General features: G+C 37.5%; 18 protein-coding genes. 9 read left to right on the forward strand and 9 right to left on the reverse strand.

Features of this window, described 5'->3' with window-relative positions; all coding sequences use genetic code 11:
* Positions 1–13: 13 nt before the first annotated feature.
* A complete protein-coding gene (rnm, locus tag ACE1OF_RS01760) occupies positions 14–919 on the reverse strand; it encodes an RNase RNM (RefSeq protein ID WP_448892272.1) in 906 nt (301 codons plus the stop codon).
* Between the two features lie 478 nt (positions 920–1,397).
* Here rnm and ACE1OF_RS01765 point away from each other — a divergent pair, with 478 nt between their 5' ends.
* From ACE1OF_RS01765 to trpA, 6 genes are read left to right on the forward strand one after another with little or no spacing between them, the layout of a single operon-like run.
* Complete coding sequence (locus ACE1OF_RS01765) at positions 1,398–3,065, forward strand: anthranilate synthase component 1 (RefSeq protein ID WP_448892273.1); 1,668 nt, start codon at positions 1,398–1,400, stop codon at positions 3,063–3,065.
* The gene (locus ACE1OF_RS01770; protein ID WP_448892275.1) at positions 3,065–3,730 is read left to right on the forward strand and encodes an aminodeoxychorismate/anthranilate synthase component II; all 666 of its coding nucleotides are present in this window, start codon (positions 3,065–3,067) and stop codon (positions 3,728–3,730) included. Before ACE1OF_RS01765 ends, ACE1OF_RS01770 begins: the two co-directional genes overlap by 1 nt.
* A 1-nt stretch (position 3,731) precedes the next feature.
* Positions 3,732–4,748 carry an anthranilate phosphoribosyltransferase gene (trpD, locus tag ACE1OF_RS01775; protein ID WP_448892276.1) on the forward strand — a complete coding sequence of 339 codons (1,017 nt, stop codon included), beginning with the start codon at positions 3,732–3,734 and terminating at the stop codon, positions 4,746–4,748.
* 2 nt (positions 4,749–4,750) lie between these two features.
* Positions 4,751–6,166 carry a bifunctional indole-3-glycerol-phosphate synthase TrpC/phosphoribosylanthranilate isomerase TrpF gene (gene trpCF, locus ACE1OF_RS01780; protein WP_448892277.1) on the forward strand — a complete coding sequence of 472 codons (1,416 nt, stop codon included), beginning with the start codon at positions 4,751–4,753 and terminating at the stop codon, positions 6,164–6,166.
* A 3-nt stretch (positions 6,167–6,169) separates the two neighbouring features.
* On the forward strand, positions 6,170–7,432 hold the full coding sequence (gene trpB / locus ACE1OF_RS01785; protein WP_448892279.1) for a tryptophan synthase subunit beta: 1,263 nt from the start codon (positions 6,170–6,172) through the stop codon (positions 7,430–7,432).
* Positions 7,432–8,286 carry a tryptophan synthase subunit alpha gene (gene trpA / locus ACE1OF_RS01790; protein WP_448892281.1) on the forward strand — a complete coding sequence of 285 codons (855 nt, stop codon included), beginning with the start codon at positions 7,432–7,434 and terminating at the stop codon, positions 8,284–8,286. The genes trpB and trpA overlap by 1 nt, the downstream gene beginning before the upstream one ends.
* Positions 8,287–8,335: 49 nt before the next feature.
* Here the strand turns inward: trpA and ACE1OF_RS01795 are convergent, their stop codons facing one another.
* Complete coding sequence (locus tag ACE1OF_RS01795; RefSeq protein ID WP_448892283.1) at positions 8,336–9,499, reverse strand: GGDEF domain-containing protein; 1,164 nt, start codon at positions 9,497–9,499, stop codon at positions 8,336–8,338.
* A gap of 191 nt (positions 9,500–9,690) precedes the next feature.
* A complete protein-coding gene (locus ACE1OF_RS01800; protein ID WP_448892284.1) occupies positions 9,691–10,422 on the reverse strand; it encodes a hypothetical protein in 732 nt (243 codons plus the stop codon).
* A gap of 296 nt (positions 10,423–10,718) precedes the next feature.
* On the opposite strand from ACE1OF_RS01800, the gene ACE1OF_RS01805 reads away from it, so the two are divergent.
* Both ACE1OF_RS01805 and ACE1OF_RS01810 read left to right on the forward strand, forming a co-directional pair.
* The gene (locus ACE1OF_RS01805) at positions 10,719–11,651 is read left to right on the forward strand and encodes an exopolyphosphatase (protein WP_448892285.1); all 933 of its coding nucleotides are present in this window, start codon (positions 10,719–10,721) and stop codon (positions 11,649–11,651) included.
* Between the two features lie 106 nt (positions 11,652–11,757).
* On the forward strand, positions 11,758–12,669 hold the full coding sequence (locus ACE1OF_RS01810) for a dienelactone hydrolase family protein (RefSeq protein ID WP_448892286.1): 912 nt from the start codon (positions 11,758–11,760) through the stop codon (positions 12,667–12,669).
* Positions 12,670–12,766: 97 nt separating this feature from the next.
* Here ACE1OF_RS01810 and ACE1OF_RS01815 read toward each other — a convergent pair whose 3' ends face one another.
* Positions 12,767–13,396 carry an EF-hand domain-containing protein gene (locus ACE1OF_RS01815; RefSeq protein WP_448892288.1) on the reverse strand — a complete coding sequence of 210 codons (630 nt, stop codon included), beginning with the start codon at positions 13,394–13,396 and terminating at the stop codon, positions 12,767–12,769.
* A 763-nt stretch (positions 13,397–14,159) separates the two neighbouring features.
* On the opposite strand from ACE1OF_RS01815, the gene ACE1OF_RS01820 reads away from it, so the two are divergent.
* Positions 14,160–14,690: a hypothetical protein gene (locus ACE1OF_RS01820; RefSeq protein ID WP_448892290.1), complete on the forward strand. Its 531-nt coding sequence runs from the start codon at positions 14,160–14,162 to the stop codon at positions 14,688–14,690.
* 78 nt (positions 14,691–14,768) lie between these two features.
* Here the strand turns inward: ACE1OF_RS01820 and sucD are convergent, their stop codons facing one another.
* From sucD to ACE1OF_RS01845, 5 genes are all read right to left on the reverse strand, one after another.
* Positions 14,769–15,641, reverse strand: a complete 873-nt coding sequence (gene sucD, locus ACE1OF_RS01825; RefSeq protein ID WP_448892292.1) for a succinate--CoA ligase subunit alpha — start codon at positions 15,639–15,641, stop codon at positions 14,769–14,771.
* Positions 15,641–16,807: an ADP-forming succinate--CoA ligase subunit beta gene (gene sucC / locus ACE1OF_RS01830; RefSeq protein ID WP_448892293.1), complete on the reverse strand. Its 1,167-nt coding sequence runs from the start codon at positions 16,805–16,807 to the stop codon at positions 15,641–15,643. The genes sucD and sucC overlap by 1 nt, the downstream gene beginning before the upstream one ends.
* Before the next feature lie 213 nt (positions 16,808–17,020).
* Positions 17,021–18,502, reverse strand: a complete 1,482-nt coding sequence (odhB, locus tag ACE1OF_RS01835) for a 2-oxoglutarate dehydrogenase complex dihydrolipoyllysine-residue succinyltransferase (protein ID WP_448892294.1) — start codon at positions 18,500–18,502, stop codon at positions 17,021–17,023.
* A 126-nt stretch (positions 18,503–18,628) separates the two neighbouring features.
* Positions 18,629–21,430: a 2-oxoglutarate dehydrogenase E1 component gene (locus ACE1OF_RS01840; protein ID WP_448892296.1), complete on the reverse strand. Its 2,802-nt coding sequence runs from the start codon at positions 21,428–21,430 to the stop codon at positions 18,629–18,631.
* 184 nt (positions 21,431–21,614) lie between these two features.
* Complete coding sequence (locus tag ACE1OF_RS01845) at positions 21,615–22,322, reverse strand: succinate dehydrogenase iron-sulfur subunit (RefSeq protein WP_448892297.1); 708 nt, start codon at positions 22,320–22,322, stop codon at positions 21,615–21,617.
* Positions 22,323–22,330: the final 8 nt, after the last annotated feature.

The following is a 22,330-nucleotide window of genomic DNA, read 5'->3' on the forward strand; positions in this document are numbered from 1 at the left end:
AACGTTTAAGTGATTATTTCCACATTGCCCAGATAGGTTTAGCCCCATCAGGTAAAATCAAGTTACGACCTAAATCAGACCATTTGTTTGGATGATGAAAATCAGATCCAGTTGAGGCATGCAAATCATATTCTGTACAGTAGTTTAGCATTATTTGACGCTGTTGGGGATTCATTTGCGGTAAAACTGCCTCTAATCCATCTCCTGAACTGTCTTTAAAATGCGCGATTAATCGTTTTAACCATTTAGTGGATAGATCATAACGAATAGGGTGTGCCATTACGGCACTGCCACCTGCTTTATGTATTACGTCAACCGCTTGTTCAATTGAACACCACACGGGTTTAACATAGGCACTTTGCGTATTACGACCTTTTTTGCCTAAATATTTATCAAAGGCTTTTTGCATAGTACTGACATGACCTTGTTCATATAGCACTTTAGCAAAGTGTGCACGTGTAATAGTACCTTTATTGGCTAATTTTTTAGCGTCGTCATAAGCATTAACAAAACCACTTTTAGCCAGCTTTTCCCCTATAATAATTGCGCGTTGTTCTCGCGCTTGCTGTTGACTAATAATTAATTGCTGCAATGCAGCATTCTTTTCATCAAAATTTAAACCAACAATGTGAATTTCAAACCCTTGCCAAGATGTTGATATTTCAATACCCGAGATTAACTTAATTGGAATATTTTTTTCCAATATATAATCTTGCGCTATATAAAATCCTTCAAGCGTATCGTGATCTGTTATCGCTAAAACAGCTATTTGATAATTAACAGCCCTGTCTATCAGGGTTTCAGGCGACAAACTACCGTCAGAGCAATGTGTATGACAATGCAAATCAATACGACCATGTGAAAAGCCGTCGTTTTTTTCAATAATAAAAGGGAAATCAGTTGTTGACAGTAACGCCATAATAAGGTCTTCTATAGGGACTTATTGCAAGTAAGTTTTTTTATGAATGACTTCATAAACTAAAACTACCAAACCTAAGTGCAAGTTTACTGATAAGAACGAGATAATGATACTAGCAAAGCAATTTAAATTAACACATAGCCAACTTCGTTGGTGGTGGCATAACTCTACACATAGTGGGTTGTGATAATTGCGCGTATCTTGCTAAAAGCTTAAAATGATTTTACCAAGCTAAAGCAAAAAAATTTCTAAAACCCGCTACCTGAGCTTGTCAAAGGGGCGGGTTTTTTGCTTTCTACGGTCCGAAATAAAAAATAGGAACAAAAAAGCAAAGTAAAAACACAGAACAATGATTTTTAACACTAACCCATAAGAGAAAATACAATGAACAAAACAAGAACATGGTTTCTTTGGTGGCTACAGCCAATTTATGCAGGATGACCCACTTTTTAAAGATAACCAATAAAAGAAGAAAACAATGACAACATATAATAAATCTACGGCAAGTGTATGTACGTTAACAGATAGCGCAAATTATCAAGGCGATCCGTTAAGTGTTTATCAGCTACTTTGCCAAAATAGAGACAATAATTTACTGCTTGAATCAGCAGAGATAGACCAAAAACATTTACTAAAAAGCTTATTATTAGTCGATGCCGCCTTAAAAATAGTTTGCCATGGTAATACCGTAACATTTACCGCATTAACACTGAATGGCCAAGTTGCCTTACAATTTGCAGCTGCTGAATTACAGCCTTACGCAAAACTTACATTATCTACCTGTAAGCAAAATTTAACCGCTATTTTTGCCGACATTCCTACAGAGCTTGATGAAAAAGCTCGCTTAATGGCAATAAACCCTTTTGAAAGTTTGCGTTTATTTACCCGTGTAAAAAATAGTGACAATCACCATTTTGCCATTTTTCTTGGCGGTGCTTTCGCTTTTGATATGATCAGCATTAGCGAAAAATTACCTAAAGTACCTGAAGGCGAGAATACTTGCCCTGATTTTGTTTATTATCTTGCCGAAACCGTTGTAGTGATAGATCACGAAGAAAAAAGTACGGAAATTATCGCCAATATTTTTTCTTATGAACACGGTAAAAATGAAAAAACCGTGCAGGAAAAAACGCAAGACCAAACAATTCAACAAAAATCAACTGAACGTATTACTGAAATAAAGCAGTTATTGTCAAATGATATTACCACTAACGACCTTGTGCTAAAGACAAAAACTAACCTAATAAATAATGATAATTCACAAACTGTGTCAGTGGATATTTGCGACGAAACGTTTTGTCAGCATGTTGAGCAATTAAAAGAGAATATTCGTGCGGGTGACATTTTTCAAGTTGTACCATCTCGCACCTTTTCATTACCTTGCTTAGACAGTATTGCTGCATATCAAGCGTTAAAATTAAGTAACCCAAGCCCTTACATGTTTTACTTAAAAGACAGTGATTTTTGTATGTTTGGGGCTTCACCAGAATCAGCGATAAAGTATCAACAAAATGGGGCTGAAAGCCAACGTCAGGTGGAAATTTATCCTATTGCAGGTACGCGCCCTCGCGGTTTTAATAAAGACGGTAGCATATCGTTAGACCTAGACTCTCGAATAGAGTTGGAATTAAGACAAGATAAAAAAGAGTCTGCTGAGCACATTATGCTGGTTGATTTGGCACGAAATGATATTGCTCGTGTGTCTAAAGCTGGTACTCGCTATGTTGCAGATTTATTGAAGGTAGACAGATATTCCCATGTAATGCATTTAGTTTCGCGTGTTTGTGGCACTTTACTGGAAGAATTAGACGCATTACACGCTTACCAAGCTTGTATGAATATGGGCACGCTATCAGGGGCACCTAAAGTAAAAGCTACGTCTTTAATTAGAGAAATAGAAGGAAAACGCCGAGGCAGTTACGGTGGTGCGGTGGGATATTTTACTGGTGACGGTGAAATGGACACTTGTATTGTCATACGTTCAGCATTTGTTAAAGAATCTATCGCTTATGTGCAAGCAGGTGCAGGTGTCGTTTATGATTCAATTCCGCAAGCAGAAGCGGATGAAACAAAACAAAAAGCCCAAGCAGTTATTAATGCTGTGCTAACAGCAAATAAAACGCTAGCGCAAGGAGTTAACTCATAATGTCTACTCAAAACAAGGTTAAGCCAAATACTAATAAAACCAAGTTATTTATGCTCGATAATCTTGATTCATTTACTTATAACTTAGTGGATGAATTTCAATGTTTAGGTTTTGATCCAACCGTATATCGAAATACCTTAAGCAGTGATTTTATTTTCACTAAAATGGTCGAACATACACATGTCACTGGTGAGAATGTCATTTTGGTGCTTTCACCAGGGCCAGGAGAGCCTAAAAATGCAGGCTGTTTAATGGACTTAATCAAATTATGTGCAGGCAAAATTCCTATGTTAGGTATTTGCTTGGGACATCAAGCCTTAATTGAACATTATGGCGGTAAAGTGGGTCGTGCTGATGAAATAGTGCACGGTAAGGCATCGCCAATTAACCATTGTGGTACGGGCGCTTTTGTTAATATTCAAAACCCATTACCCGTTGCCCGATATCATTCTTTGGTAGGAAGCCAAGTACCTGAATCACTCACTGTAATTGCTGATTATAACAACATGCCCATGGCAATCTGCCAAGATCGTGATGCAATATTGGCGTTTCAATTTCATCCAGAATCTATTTTAACGACTTTTGGCGCAACCTTATTAGCGCAAAGTTTTGATTATTTACTCGCCCTAAGTGAGCGATTAAACACCAAAGCCCAAGGAGCATAACATGACGAATATATTATCAACGCTAGTTGATGGACATGATCTTGACCAACAAACTATTAAAGCGTTTTTTGAAAAAATGCTCAAAGGCGAAACCGATCCTATTCTACTTGCGAGTGTACTTACCGCGTTAAAAATTAAAGGTGAAACGCCTGAAGAAATATCAGGCGCAGCCATTGCTATTCAAAGTGCGGCAAAAAAATTTCCTCCACAAAATAACACGGTTGCCGATTGTGTCGGCACTGGTGGTGACGGCGCTAATACCATTAATATTTCAACCACGGCGGCCATTTTAGCGGCGGCTTGTGGCTTAAAAATGGCAAAACATGGCAACCGCAGTGTTTCAAGTATGTCTGGCTCAGCCGACTTACTGGAAGCATTTGGCGTAAATTTAACGATGTCTCCCGCTACCGCGAGCAATTGTTTAGATAAAACAAACTTATGTTTCTTATTTGCGCCCGCTTATCACAGTGGTTTTAAATACGCAGTAACCGTACGAAAAATAATGGGAGTGCGCACGTTATTCAATATTTTAGGGCCCCTAGCTAACCCTGCTTATCCAAACATTATGCTACTTGGTGTTTACACACCTGATTTATTAAAGCCAATGGCCGAAGCATTACTCTTAACAGGCGTTAAACGTGCATTTATTGTGTATGGCAGCGGTTTAGATGAAATAGCGCTTCATGGTGATACACAAGTAGTAGAAATTAAAGATGGAAAACTAATAGAGCGTACTATTTCGCCAGAAGATTTTGGTATCAAGCAATATAGCCTTGAGGATATTAAAGGCGGCACGCCACAAGAAAATGCTGACATTATTAAAGCAATATTGGCAGGTAAAGGACAAGAAGCTCATAATGCTGCCGTTATCATAAACTGCGCGGCGTTACTTTACCTGCATGATAAAGCAACCGATTTAAAAGCCGCTGCTGACTTAGCCCGTGAGGTTTTACAAAGTGGAAAAGGTTTAGAAACATTACAGCAATTAGTTAAGCTTTCAAATGAGGAATGTGAATAATAATGGCGAACATATTAAACAAAATTGTTGCTGATAAGCGTATTGAAATTGATGCACTCAAAAAAGCTAATCCTTTGGAAAACTTTATTGATGGGCTGACTGCAACTAAAAAAGATATGTACGCGGCATTGCGACGTACAAAACAAAAGCCACAAGCAGGTTTTATTTTAGAATGCAAAAAAGCGTCTCCTTCAAAAGGATTAATTCGTCCAGAATTTGATGTGAAAGCGATTTGCCAAGTTTACGACAAATACGCCGCGGCAATTTCAGTATTAACCGATGAAAAATATTTTCAAGGCAATTTTGAGTACTTAAAATTAGTTACCGAAACCGTCAAATGTCCAGTGATTAATAAAGATTTTTTTGTTGATACTTACCAAGTCCATTTAGCAAGATATTATGGCGCAGATGCGATTTTACTGATGCTAAGTGTTTTAACTGATGAAGAATATATTGAATTGGCTACGGTAGCTGATCACTATAACTTGGCCATTTTAACCGAGATTTCAACCAGTGATGAAAGAGATCGTGCTATTAAGTTAAATGCAAAAATGATTGGTATTAACAACCGTAATTTACGCGATTTAAGTACGGATATTGCGCGTACGTTTGATTTTGCACCAACTTTACCTGATGACACAATTATTATATCTGAATCAGGTATTTACAATAATGCTCAGGTACGTGAATTAGCACCCGCTGTGGATGGATTTTTGGTGGGTAGTTCATTAATGGCAATGGATAATAATGCTTATAACGATATTGATTTAGCCTGTCGTAAACTGATTTATGGCAATAATAAAGTGTGTGGTTTAACCTCACCCGAATATGCCCAAGCGGCAGCACAAGCTGGCGCACGATTTGGCGGCTTAATTTTCGCCGAAAAATCTCCTCGTTGTGTTACGAAAGAACAAGCTGTAGCAATAATTGACACCCAACCACAGTTAGAATACGTGGGGGTTTTTGTAAATCATGAACAGGCAGACATTGTTGATTTGGTTCAAAGCCTACAACTTATCGCTGTGCAACTTCATGGTGATGAAGATGAAACCTATATTAATACCCTTAAAACACAGTTACAAGAAAATAACAGTGAACACTGTCAAGTTTGGAAGGCTTACGCATTACATGATTCAATACCACAATTAAGCAGTAACGTGGTTCATCATATCCTTGATGGTAAATCGCCTGGCTCAGGACAAGCTTTTGATTGGCGACTGTTAACCGATAGCAAACAAGACTTATCAAATAGTCTTTTAGCGGGCGGTCTTAACATTGAAAATATCAACTTTGCACTAGCACAATTAACCGATTTAGATTTATTTGGCTTAGATCTCAACTCAGGTGTTGAAACAAGTCCAGGTATAAAATCCAGCAAAAAACTTAACGAAGTTTTTTCGCAAATAAGGAATTATTAGCACATGACTAATTTAGTAGATGACACAAAAGAAAATACATTAAAAGAACCATTACCGGCTTATTTTGGTGAATTTGGTGGTATGTTTGTTGGAGAATTACTCGTTCCTGCTTTAGAACAGTTAGAACAAGCGTTTATTGAATCACAAACTGATGAAGCATTTCTGACCGAGTTTAATAATTTATTAACTAAATATGCTGGCCGCCCTACGCCACTAACTTGCTGTAGAAACATTGTAAAAAACCCCTTAGCCAAAATTTACTTAAAACGCGAAGATCTATTACATGGTGGCGCACATAAAACCAACCAAGTATTAGGCCAAGCTTTACTAGCTAAGCGCATGGGTAAAACGGAAATTATTGCTGAAACAGGTGCAGGCCAACACGGCGTTGCAACCGCCATTGCTTGTTCATTATTAGGCTTGAAATGTAAAGTATATATGGGCGCTATTGATTGCCAGCGTCAACAACCTAATGTATTTCGTATGAAACTGATGGGCGCAGAAGTTATTCCTGTTACCGCAGGGTCTGGCACATTAAAAGATGCCGTTAATGAAGCCTTGCGTGACTGGTCTGCCAATTATGAAAATGCTCATTATTTGCTAGGTACTGCCGCAGGCCCACACCCTTTTCCCACCATTGTTAGAGAATTTCAAAAAATGATTGGTGAAGAAGCAAAAGCACAATTTTTTGAAGAAGAAGGACGCTTGCCTGATTATGTTATTGCAGCTGTTGGCGGTGGTTCAAATGCAATTGGCATGTTCAATGACTTTATTCAACATGAAGAAGTAAAGCTAATTGGTGTTGAAGCAGGCGGAAAAGGTATAGACACAGATCAACATGGCGCAACCTTAGTCGCTGGCAGTAAAGGTATGTTACATGGTAACTACACTTATATTATGCAAGATAAATATGGACAAATTGAAGAGTCTTACTCTATATCAGCAGGATTAGACTACCCTGCTGTTGGCCCTCAACACGCATTTTTAAAAGAAACAGGACGTGCTCAATACGTTGCCATTAACGACGATGAAGCATTAGATGCTTTTCAAACTTTAGCTAAAAATGAAGGCATAATTCCTGCCCTTGAGTCTTCTCATGCTTTGGCACAAGCCCTTAAAATGGCTGAAACGGCAACAACTGAAACAATTTATTTGGTTAACTTATCAGGACGTGGCGATAAAGATCTTGCGCATGTACACGCGGTTTTACACCCTAATGAACAAGGTAATGACACTACAACGGTTAAGCACAGAGGAGAAGCATAATGACACAAGACAAACAACGCGCGGGTTACCGTTATCAACAAGCTTTTGCTGACTTAGCCGCTAAAAATGAACAAGCGTTTATTCCTTTTGTTATGATTGGCGATCCAAATGCTGAACAGTCACTCAACGTAATAAAATCACTCATCGATTCAGGCGCTGATGCACTTGAGCTTGGTATACCTTTTTCAGACCCTAGTGCAGATGGCATTACGATTCAAATGGCTGCATTACGCGCTTTAGAAGCAGGTATTAATACTAATACTTGTATCGATATTCTTGCTAAAGTACGTGAATATGCGCCTAACATCCCTATTGGTTTGTTACTGTATGGTAATTTAGTTTTTGCACGTGGTATTGATACTTTTTATCATGACATGGCACAAGTTGGGGTTGATTCAGTTTTGATAGCTGATTTACCAATACGTGAAAGCCTACCTTTTAGAGACGCCGCTTTAAAACATAGTGTTGCCCCTATTTTTATCGCACCACCAAATGCCAGCGATAAAACCTTACGCAACGTATCTACATACAGCCAAGGTTATACCTATGTATTAAGTCGTGCTGGCGTTACAGGTGTAGACAGCAATGATGAAAAAGTAATGAACACAACAGAAACCTCGCCTGCACAAGCCTTAATAAGCACGTTAAATAAATATAATGCCGCACCACCTGTTTTAGGGTTTGGTATTTCAACACCGCAACAAGTTAAAGATGCTTTAGCTGCGGGGGCAAGTGGTGCTATTAGTGGCTCTGCTGTGGTAAAAATTATTGAAGGCAACCTTAATGACCACACTAAAATGCTAACAGAGCTATCTAGTTTTGTAATAAGCATGAAAGCTGCAACCGTTAAGTAGCTATACCGTAAACCTTAAATGCTAGTATGTATAACTTACTAGCATTTAATTAATGACATTTATCAGGATGATACATACTGACTTGATTACGACCTGATTTTTTTGATAGATATAACGCTTTATCCGCTGAGATTAATAATTCACATTGACCAATAACATTATTTTCATTGTAACAACTGACACCAAAGCTAGCGGTTAGTTTAAGGTTAACATCAACAGAATTTTCATAATGATATAGGCACTCGTTGATCTTATTTTTTAATTCCAATGCTATTTTAAATGCTTGTTCACCCTTAGTATTGGGTAATAATATAACAAACTCTTCTCCCCCATAGCGAGCAAGTATATCACCTGTTCTATTCACTTCTGCTGCTAAGAGGTTAGCAATATATTTTAAACAACAATCGCCAGCATCATGACCATACAAATCATTAATAGATTTAAAATTATCTAAATCTATCATAATGATTGATAATGCATTGTTATTACGGTTTGCTCTTTTGTATTCGGCAGTAAACTGTTCGTCAAAATAACGTCTATTTTTTAGGCCTGTTAAAGCATCTTGTCTACTTTGAATAGCTAACAGTTCGTTAGCTCTCAATATCTCTTGTTTTTGCTGTTTGAGTTTATTTCTCAAAGTAGAACTAAAATTGACAATAATACTTATCCACACGGTAGATAAACTAAAAACCAAAAATTCTAGCGTTTCATATTGTAAATTAAAATCCTCAGGGTATTTCAGGTAAAAAGAAACATCGGCGATAGCTAACCCTATAATGGAGGTCATTGGTAATAAATATAAAGCCAGTTTTGAAGTATGAAAAACACTATATAATAAACAAACAAAACTAAAAAAGACGATTATCCCTTTTATTTGTGGCATCAATATCATGGCGAGACTGACCCAAAAAATGGCATTAAATAGTTGTAATGTTGTTAAATTTGGATCACTAAATTTTAGATTTTTATTGCTTTTAAATAAATATAGTAACACTACTTGCACAATAAAGCTGATTGAAATACAACCAAGCACATAAGGTAGAGCAATACTGGATTTATAAAAAATGGTACTAACAATAACAACTAGCCAGCCAACAGAAAAAATGCCAAAACCTATTAAGGCTCTATTAAGGCGCTTTTGTTGTTGTCGCTTTTGCCGCTGAAGTCGCTGTCCTTCTTCTTCTGACAGAGTCGAGTGTTTGTTTACAGTCATAGTCCCTTACTATTTGATTGATTGCCCGATTAACTCACAGATTATTTAATTAACTCTTACCTACATCAGTAAAGTCAATATAGTATGCGAGTGCAAAACATATCATGCATGATAGTACGAACATAATATGAACACAACACGAACAACTCCCCCTCAGTCACAACTATAGGCTGCCCCCTCTGCCTTACTAGTTAAATTTTCATTGATTTATTAATAATTTTATACGACATAAATGAACCTGATAAATATAAAATTATGCCTGTTAACGCCATTGGGAAAAATAACAAAAATAAGAACTTCATGTACAACAAGGGTAAAACAACCGCCATAGCAATACATAATGCCGCAAACGCTAACGGTATTTTATGCTGTTTAGCATAAGCAAAACTGGAAATAAAATTATTAACCACACCCTGATTGTTTATTCGGACAATTAAACACGGCATAACCCCCAAGACTAATGATAATAAAGCAAAGAACCAAGCTAAAAACAAATTTGCCCAATAAAATTCAATACTTAAATTACTTTGATTTTCACTGACAATATTAAATGATTTAGCTAAAAACGAATTTTGATCAACATAAATACTGTAAACCACAACAGCATCTGTTATCCAAATTAAAAAGAATAAACATTGTACAACTAAAACTAAAGCAAAGTTTGCCATCAAAATTGACAACTGAGAGCGTTTTTCACTAACTTTATCTACAAAAACCAAGGGGTGTAACAATAAGCTAACCAAAGGAGTAAAAAGAATAAAACCTGCGCAAAAAGAGACATACATAGAACTTAATTCATAGGTTTTGAGCAAAGCACTAATCGCTTGCGCAATGGCAAATATCACCAATGTTGAAAATAGAAGCAGTGCAAAAGAAATTATTCTCATTCTAAATTTTTGTTTAACATTCATATCATTTGTCACAATTACACCTCAATTCAATGGCTTAATTTTATAAGCCCGCAAATAATAACATCATTGAAACTTTACCCCTTGATTTACATTAATGCTTTAAAGGGTAATGAACAAAATCCATATATAAGAAAGTATTACAAAAAGATAAATTAAAAGTCTGTCCTCACTATATGATTTATCTACAATAGAAAAATCTAAAAAGTTTTAAATTTGATCTACACTTAACCCAATCTACTTTTATTATGTTTAAATAAACAATATAGTGCTATATAACAAAAATAAATTTTACTTAATGGAGAGTGTAAATGTCTGACAATAAAAAATACCGCTTGGTAACTCGTAGTGATTTCGATGGTTTAGTGTGTGCAATTCTACTCAAACATATTGATTTAGTTGATGATATTCTTTTCGTTCACCCAAAAGATATGCAAGATGGTACTATTGAAGTCGGATCAAAGGATATTTCAACCAATTTACCTTACGTTGATGGCATTAACATTGCCTTTGATCACCATCATAGTGAAACACTTCGCAATGAAAAACGCGAAAATCATATTATTGACCCTGATGCTCCATCAGCAGCTCGTGTTGTATATGACTACTACGGTGGTCTAGAAACCTACCCCGCTAGTTGGACAAGCATGATGAAAGCTGTAGACAAGGGTGATTCTGCACAGTTCAATATGGAAGAAGTATTGCATGCAAAACGCTGGGAACTACTAAACTTCATCATGGATTCTCGAACTGGTTTAGGGCGATTCAGAGATTTTCGTATATCAAACTATGAACTGATGATGAATTTAATAGATTTTGGTAAAGATCATAGTATTGATCAAATACTAGAACTGCCTGATGTCAAAGAGCGCACCGACCTTTATTTTGAGCATGAAGAGAAATTCAAAGAACAGATAAAACGTTGTGCAACCGTTCATGGCAACTTAGTCGTTTTAGATCTGAGAGAAGAAGAAATAATTTATTCAGGTAACCGTTTTGTTATTTATGCTTTATTTCCACAATGTAATATTTCAATTCATGTTATGTGGGGGCTTAAAAAACAAAATACTGTTTTTGCTACAGGCAAATCAATTTTTGATCGTAGTTCAAAAACAAATGTTGGTGAATTAATGTTGAAATATAATGGTGGTGGGCATAATGCAGCAGGTACTTGTCAAGTGCCACATGATCAAAATGAAGCATGTCTTGCTGAGTTGATTTCAGCTATTAACGCTGATGGTTAATACAATACTGGCCATTGGGGAAAATAAATTAAGCAATCGCCAGATTTAAGCTACTTTTCTACTTTAATTATAAAATAATGTGTTTACAATTAAGAGCTTAAAAAATATGACCTTGAAAAACGATTACAATGCAGAAGAAAACATTATAATTCCTCAAGAAGCCTTTGATTGGTATGATGAATACGCTCATGGCACGATTGATAGACGAACCTTTATGAAACGTCTTGCCAGTTTAGCTGTAGTTGGCATGAGTACGAATATACTCGCCTCAGCCTTATTGCCTAACTATGCTCTAGCTGAGCAAGTTTCATTTAATGATGAGAGTATAACAGCAACCTATGAAACATTTAGTTCCCCTAAAGGACTTGGCAGTGTTAAAGGGTATTTTGTTAAACCTGCAAATTTAACTGCCACCGTGCCTGCTGTATTAGTGGTACACGAAAACAGAGGTTTAAACCCATACATAAAAGATGTAGCACGTAGAGTTGCCAAAGCAGGTTTCATTGCCTTCGCCCCAGATATTTTACATACCCTTGGTGGTTATCCTGGTAATGATGATGAAGGTAGAAAAATGCAAAGTACCTTAGACCGAGAAAAAGTTGAACAAGACTTTATTGCCTCAGCTAGGTTCCTTAAAAATCATCCATTATCAAACGGCAAACTCGGCGGTGTTGGTTTTTGTTTTGGTGGTTATATCATTAATATACTTGCTGCAAGAATACCTGATGTTATTGATGCTGGCGTCCCTTTTTATGGGACACCTGCAGCAAAAGAATTAAGAAAAAATATTAATTCCCCCTTACTGATTCAATTAGGCGAATTAGACAAACGAGTGAATGCCACATGGCCTGAGTATGAACAAGACTTAAAAGCTAATAACGTTAATTATGTAATGCACATGTATAAAAATGTAAATCACGGCTTTCATAATGATTCGACCAGTCGCTATGATCGAAAAAATGCCGATCTCGCGTGGGAACGTACAATCACTTTTTTTAATAAACACTTAAGATCATAAAAGTTTCATGTAAAGTATAAAGCCAGCAGCTATAGCTCCCTTACGTCGCTTTACTCTAAAAAGTTCAAAGGGAGGAATCCCCCCCTTGATTCATGATTTACTTTTGCATCATCTGTTGTCGATGTTTTACTTGGAACTTAGCAAACTCCTCAGAGGTTACTTTTTTGTCACCATTAGCATCTATCTCTTCAAAAGACGAAGAGTTGGCAATATTTCGCATAGGATAACCTTGCTTAACACGCTCTGATATTCTTACGGCTCTAGCCTCATAGAGTTCTTCTTCTAAAATGACACTATCACCATTTATGTCAAATTCAGAAAAACTGGGCATATTGTTTTCTCTTCCCATACCTGCACCTTTGCCATTACCCTGTCTCATGTTAGAAACTTGGCTTGGAGTACTACGTCGATTTTGCATTTGAGCCTGTTGACCTACGATGAGCTCTTGCTCTGTTAACTGCCCATCTTGATTCACGTCAAAACTCATAAATGAAGGGGCGGTACCAACACCTTTCATGGGACGGCCTTGAGCTGCTTTACTTGCCATACGCTCACTTCTTACTTGAGTAAACTCTTGTTCACTGATAAATCCATTTCCATCCAGATCATAGTTAACAAAAGGAATAGGGCCGCGCATTGGCAATTCAGCTGATATAGTTGAAAGTGATGTAACCCCTAAAAAGGAAACTAAAGCTAAGGGAATACTCTTGACTAGTTTTTTCATCATGACTCTCCTGCAAGTTATAAAAATTCGTTTAAAAAATATTTCTGTACTACAACTATAATATGCCTATCACATTAAAAAAAATTGATTTGTATCAATTATTACTGCTTGGCGTTACAACTCTCGGTGGGAATATGTTTTTGTGCTAAATTGCAGCGTTTGCAGCTTAGTTCACTGTTCGCGTCGCGGTGAGGGTACTTCTATTGCGTTAAACTTCTTCAGCTTGGCGTTTGATTCACTGCTTGGCGTCACGGTACTTTCTTTAAGTGTGCTGGCTTGTAGGTTTTGTACGATTTGTGGTAATAATGAACTTGGCGAATTTACTACCAAACAAACTGACTTGAGTTTTTTAACAAACCAAAACAACAAAACCAATATTATTATCCCCCTCACCTATCAAAACGGCCAAGTCTGCTTGAATCAAGTGCCGAAATGAAAGGCAATGTTCACGTATTTAATGGATGATGGCAAAGGCAAAGCAGTACATGGATGTGCGTTCTTTGCCGTTACGTCGAAGATATTGCCTTGAATGTAGGATCACACTTGATTAGCAGCACCGAGGGAGTCCAGAGGGAGGTCGGCGTCAGCCTCCCTTTGGGTGTCGTCGCCACCGCGACAATATAATCAGATATAAAACAAAAAGAACATAAAGTTTAATAGAAATTTTAGCCTGTTTAACTTAAAAATCAAAGATTAACAAACATAATTGATTTCAATAAATTAATCAGTTAACTTTAAATATGAATTTTAATATAAAGAAAAATAAATGGAATATCTTTTTTCTATGCTAAAGCCTGAAATAATAATTGGAATAACAGGTATATTTATTGCCTGTTTTGCTTTATTAGCAACTATCAACCAAGCTTTTTATTCTCATAAACACAATAAATTATCTGTTCGACCTTATATTTGTCAAAACTCTCATTTCATTGATTCTTATGGGGGTAAACTTACTATATCTATAGCGAATAAGGGATTAGGAACAGCTATTATTAAAGATTTTGAAATACACTTTAATAATACAATTATCACGAGTGCTGAATTAAATAGTAGAATTGGGAAAATAACCACAAATGACTTCGATATAACTTCAGGTACTTTATCTAAGGGAAATGCCTTATCTAAAGATGAAAAATTTGTTTTATTAGAAATAAAAAACAATCAAGAACTTATTTCAACTACACAAGATACATTTTTTATCGGTATTATTGAAAAATTACGAGGTAAAATTCATTACACTATAAAATATGTAGATATTTACGGTGAGCAACAAAGTATGACTTGCAAATTTGAATAAAAAAACCCGCACTCTCTATTAGATAATGCGGGTTTTCATCAACCTTTCAAAGAAAAGCAGTTTGCAATTAAAAGCTGATTACCAACCTGTTTTCTCTTTAAGTGCGCTGCCAATTTCAGCTAAAGAACGAACAGTTTTAACACCAGCCGCTTCTAATGCTGCAAATTTCTCATCAGCAGTACCTTTACCACCAGCGATAATTGCGCCAGCATGACCCATACGCTTACCAGCAGGTGCAGTAACACCAGCAATGTAAGAAACAACAGGTTTAGTTACATTAGCTTTAATATATTCAGCTGCTTCTTCTTCAGCCGTACCACCAATTTCACCAATCATTACGATTGCTTCAGTTTGAGGATCGTTTTGGAACATTTCTAAAACGTCGATGAAATTAGTACCGGGGATAGGGTCACCACCAATACCTACACAAGTAGATTGGCCGAAACCAGCATCAGTAGTTTGTTTAACGGCTTCGTACGTTAATGTACCAGAACGTGAAACAATACCCACTTTACCTGGTAAATGAATATGACCTGGCATAATACCAATTTTAGTTTCGCCTGGCGTGATAACACCTGGACAGTTAGGTCCAATCATGCGAACACCTGTTTGATCAAGCTTAACTTTAACGTCAACCATATCTAAAGTTGGAATACCTTCAGTAATCGTTACGATAAGTTTAATACCTGCGTCAATCGCTTCTAAAATAGCATCTTTACAGAACGGTGCAGGAACGTAGATAACTGTAGCTGTTGCGCCAGTTGCTTCTACTGCATCACGTACTGTGTTGAATACAGGAAGGCCTAAGTGAGTTTGACCGCCTTTACCTGGGCTTACACCACCAACCATTTGTGTACCGTACTCAATAGCTTGTTCTGAGTGGAATGTACCTTGACCACCAGTAAAACCTTGACAGATTACTTTAGTATCTTTGTTAATTAATACAGACATTATTTGCCCTCCGCAGCGGCAACAACTTTAAGTGCTGCGTCAGTTAATGATTCAGCAGCGATGATATTTACATCAGAGCTTGCTAATACTGCACGACCTGCTTCAGCGTTAGTACCTTCTAAACGTACAACAACTGGCACTTCAACGCCTACTTCTTTAACAGCAGCGATGATACCTTCAGCGATCATGTCACAACGAACGATACCACCAAAAATGTTAACTAAAACAGCTTTAACGTTTGTATCAGAAAGAATGATTTTGAATGCTTCAGCAACACGTTCTTTCGTAGCGCCACCACCAACATCAAGGAAGTTAGCTGGCTTGCCACCGTGTAGGTTAACAATGTCCATTGTACCCATTGCAAGGCCAGCACCATTAACCATACAACCAACGTTTCCGTCTAATGCAACATAGTTAAGTTCCCACTGCGCTGCATGTGCTTCACGTTCATCTTCTTGAGATGGATCGTGGAATGCACGGATTTTAGGTTGACGATATAACGCATTACCATCGATACCAATTTTACCATCTAAACAATGAAGGTTACCTTCATCAGTAATAACTAATGGGTTGATTTCTAATAAGGCGAAATCATAGTCATTGAACATGTTAGCTAGACCCATAAAGATCTTAACAAACTGTTTCATTTGTGTTGGGTTTAAACCTAATTTAAATCCTAATTCACGTGCTTGGTAAGCTTGTGGACCTACTAGTGGATCAATTTCAGCTTTGTGAATAAGTTCAGGTGTTTCTTCAGCAACCGTTTCAATTTCAACGCCACCTTCAGTAGACGCCATGAACACAACTTTTTGTGATGCTCTGTCAACAACTGCGCCAAGGTATAATTCGTTAGCAATGTCAGTACAGCTTTCAACTAAAATTTTAGATACTGGCTGGCCATTTTCATCTGTTTGGTAAGTAACTAAATTTTTACCTAACCAGTTTTGAGCAAATTCTTTAATCTCTTCTTTGGTTTTAACCAGCTTAACGCCGCCAGCTTTACCACGGCCACCCGCGTGTACTTGAGTTTTAACAACCCACATATTGCCGCCAATTTTATCAGCAGCTTCCGCAGCTTCTTGAGGGGTATCGCAAGCGAAACCTTCAGAAACTGGTAAACCATATTCAGCGAATAATTGTTTCGCTTGATACTCATGCAAATTCATGGTGTTTTATCCATTTATCTGTAAATGAAAGCTAGCGTTTTTCTTATTTTTTAGTAAAAAGTTATTTATCAAAAAATAAAAATAAACAAGAGCCAATGAAAAGTCGACAAATTATAGTACAAAAGCTCTAGTGACGGTAGCCAAAAGAGCTAATACTATAGTCTACTTCGTAATTATTTTTGCCTTTTAGAAATATAAAGCGATAGATGCTTTTTATATATCTAAAAGTAGACGTGCAGGATCTTCTAACAATTCTTTAATGGTTACTAAGAAGCCAACCGACTCTTTGCCATCAATTAAGCGATGATCATAAGAAAGCGCTAAATACATCATTGGTAAAATTTCAACTTTACCATTAACCGCCATAGGTCTGTCTTGTATTTTATGCATACCTAAGATAGCTGCTTGAGGTAAATTTAAGATTGGAGTAGAAAGTAATGATCCAAATACACCGCCGTTAGTGATGGTGAAATTACCACCTGTCATGTCAGCAATGGCAAGTTTACCGTCACGGCCTTTGATAGCTAAATCACGAATACCGTTTTCAATACCTGCCATGCTCAATTGATCCGCATCACGTAAAACAGGTGTTACTAAACCACGTGGTGTTGATACAGCAATAGAGATATCAAAGAAGTTGTGATAAACAATGTCATCGCCATCAATTGAAGCATTAACTGCTGGGAAGCGTTTTAACGCTTCGGTTACTGCTTTCACGTAGAAAGACATAAAACCTAAACGTGTATCATGGGTTTTCTCAAATACGTCTTTGTATTGTGCGCGTAAATCCATAATTGGTTTCATGTTAACTTCATTAAACGTTGTTAACATAGCCGTTGAGTTTTTAGCTTCTAATAAACGTGTCGCAATGGTTTTACGTAAACGTGTCATTGGTACACGTTTTTGCGTACGTTCGCCTAAATCTTGAACTGCCGCAACAGGCGCTGCTTTAGCTGGTGCCTTTCCTTGTGAAGAGTTAGCCGCAACTGCTGCTTCTACGTCTTCTTTAGAAATACGTCCACCTTTACCTGAGCCTGTTACGTCACTTGCAGATAAACCTTTTTCAGTCATCAAACGGCGAACTGATGGGCTTGCTAATTCATCAGAGCTAATAGCTTGATCTGGTGTTGCGGTAGCCGTTGTATTCACTGAAGCACCAGCATTTAATTCACCAATTTTTTGTGAACCTAATACTGTATCGCCTTCAGCGTGTATTATTTTACCAATTACACCGTTGTCTTGGGCAACAACTTCTAACACAACTTTATCCGTTTCAATGTCAACCAGATTTTGGTCTACTGAAACACTATCGCCTTCAGCTACGTGCCATGTAGCTACCGTAGCATCAGCTACTGATTCTGGTAATACGGGGACAATAATATCAATTACTTTACTCGCGCCGCCGCTAGCTGCTGGCGCTGCTACTGGTTCAGCTGCTTTAGGGGCTGCGGCTTCTTCTCCTTCAGAGAAGGCACCTATCACTTGGTCGCCTAAAACTGTTGAGCCTTCTGGTTGGCTAATATCGGTTAAAACACCATCAACTGTAGCTGGTACTTCTAATACTACTTTATCCGTTTCAATATCAACTAATACTTGATCACGGCTAAATTTTTCACCGACTTGTACATGCCAAGTTGCTACAGTCGCATCAGCAACTGATTCTGGTAATACCGGAACTTTGATTTCGGTTGTCATTTTATTTTATTCCTTACAAACGTTTGCACTTTGCTTAACTCTAGTTTTAAGCAGCTGCGCTCAATAGTTAATCTAATCTTATCTAACATTAGCGCTTGAGCGACAAGCGCTTATTGTTCTTTAATGTTAGTCCAAGGTTAACGCTTGAGTGACAAGCGCTTGTTGTTCTTTAACATGCATAGACATATAACCAACCGCTGGTGCAGCAGAAGCATTACGACCAGCATAAGTTAAATAAGTACCCTCAGGGATTGCAGCTCTAAAATGATGCTGAGAACAATACCAAGCACCTTGGTTTTGCGGCTCTTCCTGACACCAAACAAATTGCTTCACATGCTGATAGTCTTTAATAGCATCTTGAAGGTCTTTTTCTGGGAACGGATATAACTGTTCTATACGAATAATGGCAATATTATTAAGTTCGCCTTTACGACGTTGTTCAAGTAGTTCGTAATAAACTTTACCACTACAGAATATAACTCGTTCAACCGCTTTTGGATCTAACTCATCTATTTCACCAATAACATTTTTAAATTCACCTGTGGCTAATTCTTCTAAAGAAGAAACCGCTAATGGGTGACGTAATAATGATTTAGGCGACATAACAACCAATGGACGACGCATAGGGCGAACTACCTGACGACGCAGCATATTAAATACTTGTGCAGGGGTAGAAGGCACACAAACTTGCATATTGTGATCAGCACAAAGTTGCAAGAAGCGTTCTAAACGAGCAGATGAATGCTCTGGACCTTGCCCTTCATAGCCATGTGGTAGCAACATAGTTAGACCACATAAACGACCCCACTTTTGCTCACCTGAACTAATAAATTGGTCAAAAACTACTTGTGCACAGTTTGCAAAATCACCAAATTGAGCTTCCCAAATGGTTAAACCTGCAGGTTCGGCTGTGGTGTAGCCATATTCAAACGCTAAAACAGACACTTCTGATAATACTGAATCATGAACATCAAAAGGCCCTTGCCCTTCACTAATATTTTTCAATGGTACATAAGTGCTTGCATCGTCTTGATTATGTAATACAGCATGGCGATGGAAAAAAGTGCCTCGACCAGCATCTTGACCAGTAATACGTACTCTTTTTCCTTCATCGACAATAGATGCATAAGCTAAGTTTTCAGCCATACCCCAATCGAGTAATTTTTTACCCTCTGCCATTTTCATCCGATCATCGTAGATCTTTTTAACACGCGAATGAACAGGGTGATTTTCAGGAAAAGTAGATACTTTAAGGGCTAATTCTTTTAGCTTCTCAAGACTAATTTCTTTATCGTAGTCATCGTCCCATTCATGGCCAATGTATGGAGTCCAATCAACGGAATGAGCTGTCATTGGGCGCCATTGCTCTACGGTACACTGACCTTCATCAAGTAATTTACGATAATAACCAGTTAATTCATCGATAGCGTTTTTGGTTAAACTACCTTCATTAATAAGTTTATCTGCGTATAACTGACGAGGTGTAGCGTGCGTTTTAACTGTTTTATACATTAATGGCTGCGTAGCACTTGGTTCATCCGCTTCGTTATGACCATGACGACGGTAACAAACTAAGTCAATCACAACATCACGTTTAAATTCATTACGGTAGTCTAACGCTATTTGAGTTGCAAGTATTACTGCTTCAGGGTCATCACCATTAACATGCAATATGGGCGCTTGTACCATTTTGGCTATTTCAGTACAGTATTCACCAGAGCGTGTATCTTCTTCTTTTGAAGTAGTAAAGCCCACTTGGTTATTGATAACAATACGAACGGTACCACCCACTTTAAATGCACGTGCTTGTGACATATTAAAGGTTTCTTGTACAACCCCTTGCCCTGCAATTGCAGAATCGCCGTGTATAGTAATTGGTAACACCAAATCACCTTGGCTGCAATCACGTCTGTCTAAACGCGCTCGTACACTGCCAATGACAACAGGATTTACAATTTCAAGATGAGAAGGGTTAAATGCTAGGGCTAAATGAACATTACCACCTGGCGTTACAAAATCAGACGAATAACCTTGATGGTATTTAACATCACCTGAACCTAGCGCATCATCATGTTTTCCACCAAATTCATCAAATAACTTGGATGGATTTTTTCCCATAACATTCACTAGAACATTTAAACGACCACGGTGAGCCATACCCATAACAACTTCTTTGGCGCCAGCAGAACCTGCGCGTGAAATAAGCTCTTTTAGCATAGGAACCAGTGCATCACCGCCTTCTAATGAAAAGCGTTTTGCGCCGGGGAATTTAGCCCCTAAATATTTTTCTAAACCATCAGCAGCGATTAAGCCTTTTAGAATTTCGGTTTTTTCATCCACTGACAATGTAGGTACTGACTGCACTGATTCTAAGCGATTTTGTAACCAACGCTTTTCATCTGTTGAAGTAATATGCATATACTCAGCGCCCACTGAACCACAATAGGTTTTGCGTAGTGCTTTGTATAACTCACCTAACTTCATTGAGTCTTGACCAATATCTAACGAGCCGACATTATATTCGTTATCGAAATCATTTTCTGATAGATCATGATGAGATAATTGTAAGTCACGAACCTTATCGCGCTGCCATAAACCCAAAGGATCTAAATTAGCATTTTGATGGCCACGAACTCTAAACGCATTGATAAGCTGTAAAACTTTAACTTGTTTAGCGTCACCACCACTCGTAACAACTTGCTTTTGCTGTTGTTTAGCTAAGGTTTTGAATTCATCGCGTATAGCGCTGTGGCGATATTCCACATCACTACCTTCAACTTTAGGGAGTTCTGAAAATATTTCACGCCATTCTGCAGATACAGAGGCTGAATTATCTAGATATGATTCGTACAATTCTTCAATATAAACGATGTTGCCACCGTTTAAGTGGGAAGACTCTAGCCAAGCCTTCATTACACCTTCTGGCATTGCCTTTTCCTTGCTGAGGTAAAGCAAAAAATAAATAACCACTTACATTTTTATAAGCGGTTACGGTTAAATTGTAATAACTATATATTTATCAAAGAAAACATATAAAACTTTATGTGTATAAGCTATTGGCAATATCTGAGTACGAGGCTCAGATATTGCCTTATGATGTTAACTCAACTCGTTATACGGCGCGAGTTAATAACATAGATTTAATGTGACCAATAGCTTTGGTTGGGTTTAATCCTTTAGGACAAACATCAACACAGTTCATTATACCATGACAACGAAATACACTATAAGCATCTTGTAAACCGTCTAAACGTTCTTCGGTTGCTGTATCACGGCTATCAATTAAAAAACGATAAGCATGTAATAAACCAGCAGGTCCGATAAATTTATCAGGGTTCCACCAGAACGATGGACAAGATGTTGAACAACAAGCACATAGAATACATTCATAAAGGCCGTCTAATTTATCACGTTCTTCAATTGTTTGTATGTTTTCACGCGAGGGTTGTTGTGCATCGTTAATCAAGTATGGTTTGATTTTTTCATATTGTTGATAAAATTGTGTCATATCAATAATTAAATCACGTACTACAGGTAAACCAGGCAAAGGACGCAAAATAATTTTGTCTGCCTTTAATTCTGATAACGGCGTAATACAAGCCAAACCATTTTTACCATTCATATTCAAACCGTCACTGCCACAAACACCTTCACGACATGAACGACGGAATGATAGGCTTGAATCTTGTTCTTTTAACAAGATAAGCGCATCAAGTACCATTAAATCAGAGCCATCGGGTATCTCTAATTCATATTCTTTCATGTAAGGTTTTGCATCTACATCAGGATTATAACGGTAAATCGAAAATAACTGTTTCATACCAATTA

It is taken from the genome of Colwellia sp. E150_009 (assembly GCF_053543955.1).

Bases quoted from the DNA above. Each gene is read 5' to 3' on its own strand.
- rnm (WP_448892272.1), bottom strand. From the start codon at position 919: ATGGCGTTACTGTCAACAACTGATTTCCCTTTTATTATTGAAAAAAAC.
- ACE1OF_RS01795 (WP_448892283.1), bottom strand. From the start codon at position 9,499: ATGACTGTAAACAAACACTCGACTCTGTCAGAAGAAGAAGGACAGCGA.
- sucC (WP_448892293.1), bottom strand. From the start codon at position 16,807: ATGAATTTGCATGAGTATCAAGCGAAACAATTATTCGCTGAATATGGT.
- trpD (WP_448892276.1), top strand. From the start codon at position 3,732: ATGACGAATATATTATCAACGCTAGTTGATGGACATGATCTTGACCAA.
- ACE1OF_RS01820 (WP_448892290.1), top strand. From the start codon at position 14,160: ATGGAATATCTTTTTTCTATGCTAAAGCCTGAAATAATAATTGGAATA.
- ACE1OF_RS01805 (WP_448892285.1), top strand. From the start codon at position 10,719: ATGTCTGACAATAAAAAATACCGCTTGGTAACTCGTAGTGATTTCGAT.
- trpB (WP_448892279.1), top strand. From the start codon at position 6,170: ATGACTAATTTAGTAGATGACACAAAAGAAAATACATTAAAAGAACCA.
- ACE1OF_RS01765 (WP_448892273.1), top strand. From the start codon at position 1,398: ATGACAACATATAATAAATCTACGGCAAGTGTATGTACGTTAACAGAT.
- sucD (WP_448892292.1), bottom strand. From the start codon at position 15,641: ATGTCTGTATTAATTAACAAAGATACTAAAGTAATCTGTCAAGGTTTT.
- ACE1OF_RS01815 (WP_448892288.1), bottom strand. From the start codon at position 13,396: ATGATGAAAAAACTAGTCAAGAGTATTCCCTTAGCTTTAGTTTCCTTT.
- ACE1OF_RS01845 (WP_448892297.1), bottom strand. From the start codon at position 22,322: ATGAAACAGTTATTTTCGATTTACCGTTATAATCCTGATGTAGATGCA.
- ACE1OF_RS01840 (WP_448892296.1), bottom strand. From the start codon at position 21,430: ATGCCAGAAGGTGTAATGAAGGCTTGGCTAGAGTCTTCCCACTTAAAC.
- ACE1OF_RS01810 (WP_448892286.1), top strand. From the start codon at position 11,758: ATGACCTTGAAAAACGATTACAATGCAGAAGAAAACATTATAATTCCT.
- trpA (WP_448892281.1), top strand. From the start codon at position 7,432: ATGACACAAGACAAACAACGCGCGGGTTACCGTTATCAACAAGCTTTT.
- trpCF (WP_448892277.1), top strand. From the start codon at position 4,751: ATGGCGAACATATTAAACAAAATTGTTGCTGATAAGCGTATTGAAATT.
- odhB (WP_448892294.1), bottom strand. From the start codon at position 18,502: ATGACAACCGAAATCAAAGTTCCGGTATTACCAGAATCAGTTGCTGAT.
- ACE1OF_RS01770 (WP_448892275.1), top strand. From the start codon at position 3,065: ATGTCTACTCAAAACAAGGTTAAGCCAAATACTAATAAAACCAAGTTA.